Source organism: Bacillus sanguinis (assembly GCF_018332475.1).
Classification (GTDB): Bacteria; Bacillota; Bacilli; order Bacillales; family Bacillaceae_G; genus Bacillus_A; species Bacillus_A sanguinis.
The window spans coordinates 1-6309 of sequence record NZ_BOQB01000230.1 but is presented as its reverse complement, the minus strand read 5'-3'; the positions used below and the strand labels follow the sequence as shown (position 1 = coordinate 6309).

General features: G+C 34.2%; 6 protein-coding genes. 3 read left to right on the top strand and 3 right to left on the bottom strand.

The window, feature by feature from the left end:
- Positions 1 to 331: 331 nt before the first annotated feature.
- On the top strand, positions 332 to 1789 hold the full coding sequence (locus KI369_RS21935) for an MFS transporter (RefSeq protein ID WP_212957382.1): 1458 nt from the start codon (positions 332 to 334) through the stop codon (positions 1787 to 1789).
- Between the two features lie 51 nt (positions 1790 to 1840).
- Here KI369_RS21935 and KI369_RS21930 read toward each other — a convergent pair whose 3' ends face one another.
- The 3 genes from KI369_RS21930 to KI369_RS21920 are packed head-to-tail and all read right to left on the bottom strand — an operon-like array spanning position 1841 to position 5017.
- Complete coding sequence (locus tag KI369_RS21930; RefSeq protein ID WP_212957381.1) at positions 1841 to 2953, bottom strand: DUF4018 domain-containing protein; 1113 nt, start codon at positions 2951 to 2953, stop codon at positions 1841 to 1843.
- Positions 2928 to 4091, bottom strand: a complete 1164-nt coding sequence (locus tag KI369_RS21925; protein ID WP_212957380.1) for a DUF58 domain-containing protein — start codon at positions 4089 to 4091, stop codon at positions 2928 to 2930. Before KI369_RS21925 ends, KI369_RS21930 begins: the two co-directional genes overlap by 26 nt.
- Complete coding sequence (locus tag KI369_RS21920; protein WP_212957379.1) at positions 4088 to 5017, bottom strand: AAA family ATPase; 930 nt, start codon at positions 5015 to 5017, stop codon at positions 4088 to 4090. The genes KI369_RS21925 and KI369_RS21920 overlap by 4 nt, the downstream gene beginning before the upstream one ends.
- Positions 5018 to 5223: 206 nt before the next feature.
- On the opposite strand from KI369_RS21920, the gene KI369_RS21915 reads away from it, so the two are divergent.
- Positions 5224 to 5541, top strand: coding sequence for a PadR family transcriptional regulator (locus KI369_RS21915; RefSeq protein WP_212957378.1), 318 nt, complete (start codon positions 5224 to 5226; stop codon positions 5539 to 5541).
- Positions 5542 to 5548: 7 nt separating this feature from the next.
- Positions 5549 to 6085: a DUF2812 domain-containing protein gene (locus KI369_RS21910; RefSeq protein WP_212957377.1), complete on the top strand. Its 537-nt coding sequence runs from the start codon at positions 5549 to 5551 to the stop codon at positions 6083 to 6085.
- The last annotated feature ends 224 nt before the right edge of the window (positions 6086 to 6309 follow it).

Here is a 6309-nt window from a genome sequence, read left to right as displayed (position 1 = left end):
AAATAAAGCTGTATATGCAAATAGTTAGTGAAGCTTACTAATTTATAGGTTGGAGGAAGCGATGATAGAAACGTAATAAATATAAATAAATGAAAGGTTCATTTGTGGTGTAAAGGTATATATTATATAGCCTACACCTCATTTTACAAAAAGTTAAATGGGGTGTAGTTTTATATAAAAATAGCATTTAATTGGACAAATAATTAATTATGTGAAATAATAATAACAGATAAGGAGACGTTGATTTTCCTTAAGTGCTTCGAATTAATTTTATTCAATAAGAGAAGGTGTGCTTAAAGAAGTTAAATTAAATAAGGAGCTGTTTTATTATATGCAACAAAATAATGATTTAAATTTTGAACCTCAAGACGTTAATATTGTCAATCCTAAACAAGCCAGGAAAGCAGTAGTTGCTACTGGTATAGGGAATGCAATGGAGTGGTTTGACTTCGGATTATACGCGTATTTAGCGGTAATTTTAAGTCAATTATTCTTCTCAGGTGTTGATAATAGTGGATTGCAACTTGTACTTACATTCGGTACATTTGCAGCAGCCTTTCTCGTTCGACCAATCGGGGGTGTATTCTTTGGTAGAATAGGAGATAAGTACGGCCGAAAAATCGTGTTAAGTACTACTATTATTTTAATGGCACTTTCTACATTATTCATCGCATTACTACCAACCTATGAACAAATTGGTGTATGGGCACCAATACTACTTTTAGTTGCCCGAATGATTCAAGGCTTCTCTACAGGCGGCGAATATTCAGGTGCAATGGTTTATATCGCAGAATCTTCTCCAGATAAAAAGCGTGGTATACTCGGTAGTGGTCTTGAAATTGGAACACTCTCAGGTTACATTGCTGCATCGGTAATTGTTACCATTTTGACGTTATTGTTAACAGATGAGCAAATGCTCAGCTGGGGCTGGCGTATTCCTTTCTTAATAGCTGCACCAATTGGTTTGGTCGGTTTATATTTACGCCGTCATTTAGATGAATCTCCCATCTTTGAAGAGATGGAAAAAGCACAAGAGGAATCTGAAGACAACGAACAATTTTCATTTATGGATATATTAAAATATCACAAAAAAGACTTCTTATTAAGCACAGTAATTGTAGCCTTCTTTAATATTACGAATTATATGATTCTTTCGTATATTCCTTCTTATCTAACTCAAGTACTTAAAGTCGAAGAAACAACAGGCTTATTAATTATTTCTATTACGATGGCACTTATGATTCCACTGGCACTTTATTTCGGTAAATTAAGTGATAAAATTGGTAATAAACGCGTCGTGCAAATTGGTTTACTTGGTTTAACTGTATTTGCAATTCCAGCATTTTTACTAATAGGTAACGGACATATTGCCGCTATATTTGCAGGTATTTTCGTATTAGGTTTCTTCCTAAGTGTGTATGAAGGAACATTACCTTCATTATTACCATCACTCTTTTTCACCGATGTACGTTATCGAGCACTTTCGATCTCATTTAATATTTCTGTATCGATATTCGGTGGTACAACACCACTTGTATGTTCATACTTAGTTCATGCAACCGGTAATCCGCTTGCACCGGCATTTTATTTAACAGGTGTAAGTATTATAGGATTAGTCGTATTTAGTGTACTATTCGTAACAACTTCAGGACGTGCGCTAAAAGGTTCATATCCTACAGTAGAATCGAAAAAAGAAGCACACCAAATTGCTAAAGAAGACCCTGAAGAAACTCTTTGGTGGCATGAAGAGTCATTAGAAATTGAAGCAGGGAAAAACGCTTCAATTTAAAAAGTAACGTAACAAAAAGACTCCTATGAAAATAGGAGTCTTTTTGTTGTCTTATTTCTTTCTTTTCTTCAAATGTTTTTGATATGCATAAAGTTTATGAATCTCTTCCTTAAATTCGTGTAGAAGTACAGTGTTTGCACCATTTGAATAACGCACAGTATTATAAGCATTTATAATACTATCACTTTGAATATTTACATCTTCTTCATCGTTTATTCTTTCTAGCCAAGTCTCAACAGTTTCTCCCCGTTTTCTATTTAAAGGAGGGGTTAACTTACTCTCTAGCTTAAAAATTTCCTTCCGAATTTCGTTATGTGGAGGTTTATTTCGTTTCAAACGTTTTTGGCTCATTCCTTCTTTATCAGTAATAATAGTAGATTCGTAGGTGGGTATATTTGGTAAACTTAAATGTTTTCGTTTTTTTACTATTTTCCAAACGACGTAAGTAGCGATAGTTGTACATGCTATTATGGTAATGCTATTTATGAGTGTGGGGTCAAAATCAGGAAGTTTTTCTCCATTGTCTTCAATTTTAGGTTTTAAGAGATGCCCTTTACTTGCCCAAACTCCTTCCGTATCTTTCAATTCAGCTGCCATGAGAAATGGATTTATAACATAACCGACCCCTAATGCGACTACTTCTGTCATAAAGCTAAAAATAAGCCGAATGAAAGGAAACACTTGAACAAGTATTATACTCATCAAACCAATCGTAATGATGGAAGTGAAACGTAATAGCTGTTGATTACGATTTGAACCTGTTAACCAAAATGTAATCATAATGTGTAACACTAATAGTAACAGTTTCCATAATGGTGGGAAGGGTGCATAAAATATGGCTGAAAAGACGAACCATACAATACCGCCTAATGATTTTTGTACCGGATATCCTGGCCCAACTACGTGTACGATAAAGAAAAAAAGCGGTAACATAATTGTGCCGAATAGAGAGAATGGGAGAAGGAAAGCACAACCGATTATTTGAGTAATGAACAGTATGACAAATCCTGTCGTTCTTTTCTTCATGAATTTATAAATTAGAAATACGCCAATATAGCCTGTTGTTAATAATATAGCAATAGCAACAAGTTCGTCCCTTTCTGTTAATAACGAAAGGAGGAGCAGCAGAAGAAAGTCATTAACGTGATAGAGCCAAGTTTTCAAGTTTTTCCACCATCCCTTCGTTATTTATGAGAAACGTAGGTTGCGATAGAAGGGAGAGATCATTCTTCTGCAAGCCAATGTGAATTATTGTAGACGATCGTTCTCCTTTTCTATTTGTATAATGGAGAAACCCTTGTTTTGGAATTAATGTGCTATCGTCTGAAATACGTGCCAATTCCTCTAAAGCTTTTGCGTAATGTGTTTGTCCTTCATTTAATGGTAAGTGCAAAGGACCACCTTCAGCTAATACACTAATAAATAGTTCAAACGGAATTTGATGCTTCGTTGCGTATTGACAAATGTATGTTGCAAATGAAATGAGATCTTCTATATTATCTTTCCAACCAAACCCGCGATCAGCAGCTAATGAAAGACAAATTGTCCAACTATAATTTTTAACAGGTTCATATTGCTTTGCTTGTAATTCCTGCATTTTAGCAGATGCTTTCCAATGAATGGAGCGGAAAGATTCACGTTCATACCGTTTCACACCGATAATAGATGTTTCATCATTGTAAAAAGAAAAATTCGTTCGAAAAGATCCATTTAAAAGTTGCTGTAGTTCTTGCAAACCTGCTACTTCTTTTGGAGAAGGATACACAATAATTTCAGTTCTTAATTTATCAAAGACAGGTAAATGTACAGATAATAAATGAAAAGGATCTTTCAAAATACATTCGAACTGTTCAATTTGAAACACGCCACGCTTCGTTGCGGTTAATGTTAAATCCCATTTTTGGGCCGAGTATGCAGGTTGTGAAAATGGGAAAGAGAATAATGTTTTTGATATTTGTTCAATTCCTTGATCTTTATGCGGTAGTAGGGATGGGTCTAAATGAAAATAACAAACACCATTAACGAGTGGTATATTTGCTCCGTTTTTTAAATGAATAAAAAACTGTCCAGATTCATCAGGGAAAAGCCGAGTTGTTTGTTTCTCGTTTATAACTTCAAATTTTTTCTCTATGTAAGCGACATATTTATAAATGAAAATCGCAAATAAATAATAGGAGAAAAAGAGAAACATTATGATTCGTTGCGGCATAAAAAACGTAAATAGTATAGCGCCTGGCACAGTTAGTTGAATAATATGGAGTTGAAAAAATAAAGGTACAGTTACAACACGCTGTCCATTCATGCTTGCTCAATCTCCACAGGTACGTCAACTTCTTTTAAAATACTTTGTATTATATCATTTTTTGTCGTGCGTAAAGCACCTTCCATTGATAAGACGATACGGTGATTCCAAACAGAAGGAACTAAAAATTGTATATCTTCAGGGGTGCAATATTCTCTCCCGCCTAAAAAGGCTAATGCTTGAATTGCGCGCACTAAAGCTAAAGTAGCACGCGGACTTACACCATTAGCGATGTAATCGTGATTTCTTGTAACACCGGCAAGTTTGATTATGTAATGTTCTAACGGTTCCGAAACGAATATTTCCTTTACTCGTTTTTGAGCTTCTAATATATCTTCTAATGAGATAACATGTGTGACACGTTCTAATGGTATATCGTTACGAAAACGTCGCATCATTTGTAACTCATCTTCAGGAGTTGGATAACCGATTGAAATCGTCATTAAAAAGCGATCAAGCTGTGCATCTGGAAGAGGGAACGTTCCTTGTGATTCAATTGGATTTTGCGTCGCAATAACAAAGAACGGTTTCGGCAGGGGTGTAGATTGTTTTTCGAGCGTTACTTGTCGTTCTTCCATCGCTTCTAACAAACTAGACTGTGTTCTCGGCATTGCACGGTTAATTTCATCTGCTAGTAAAATGTTTGTCATAACTGGTCCAATCCTTAACTCGAATTCACTTGTTTTTGGGTTGAAGTATTCAATACCAGTTACATCACTTGGAAGTACATCAGGTGTAAATTGAACGCGAGAAAAATTACCACCAATACTTTTTGATATGGTTTTCGCCAGTAATGTTTTTCCGGTACCAGGCACATCCTCAAGTAGTACATGTCCATCAGCAAGCAGTGAAACGAGTAATAGATCAATAACATTTTCTTTACCGACAAAAACAGATCCTATGTTTTCTTTCAATTTATTTATCATATGTACCATTCCTTTCAATATAAAAGAGCTAGTATTTCTATATTTTAACAAATTATTCAGAAAATTAATATGATTTTTAAATTCAAAGAAATAGATATTTAATTATTAAATTATACTTGCATATTTTGGAATGTGAATATATAATATCGGTATACGATATATCGGTAGTCGATATATCAGAAAGCGATGTATCGGAGGTGGTTATAATGAATACGAAAGCGAGAAAATACATTCCTTTAACTGAAGCGACATATTACATACTGTTATCACTAGTGAAACCAATGCACGGATATGGAATTATGCAAATGGTAGAAGAGATGACAAATGGGGAGGTAAAGCTTGGTCCTGGTACTTTATACGGCAATACGACGAAGTTACTAAAAGAGAAGTTAATTGTTGAAGTTGCCTCTACAGATAGAAAGAAGTGTTATGAGTTAACAGCACTTGGTAGAGAAGTGTTAGAGCTAGAGTATAACAGGTTGCAGAGATCTGTAAGGAATGGGAATAGTATATTAGGGGAGTGAATGGAAGATGGAGACAAAAAGGGTATTTAAATTTTTTACGGCATGGAATTTAGAAAAAGAAGAAGCTTTTTTACGTAAGATGCATCAACAAGGTTGGGCATTACAAAAATATAATTTAATGTATACGTTTAAGAAAACTGATCCAAAAGATGTAATATATAAAGCTGATTTTAGATTAGTTTATAGAGATTCGAAAGAACAACAACAAGAGTACTTCGATATATACGAAATGTCAGGTTGGAAACGGGTAACAAGTTTCACAAGATGGAATTATTTTTGTAAAGAAGTAGAAGAGGTAAATGAATTACCTGATATATACTCAGAAAAGGAGACGAGGGTACAAAAACTAAATGAGTTATTGCTATTCCTTGTTATTATATCAGTAAGTATATTACCGTCAATGTATAATCTATTTTTAAGCCCAATGGAATCAAGAGTGCCAGTTTGGGCAAAAGTTATGACAGGTCTTACAGGTTGTATGTGGATCTACTTCTTTATAAGGCTCTCTTGGAAAATTAAGAAATTAAAAAGTGAGATATTATAATAAAGAGTGCAGTTAAAAAGAAGTTGGTTTTAAGAGGAAGTAGGAATCGAAAATAACTCCTTTATTTTATGAATAATTGTATTTTGTTCGCTTTTTTTTACACAATAAAAATCTGTATAGGGGCATGGAATTAACAGTTGCGAAGCACTATTATATCCAAAAAAATAAATGAAGTAAAAATGATTCCTATCGAAGATCAAAAAATAAAAGATGACTAAAAAGGC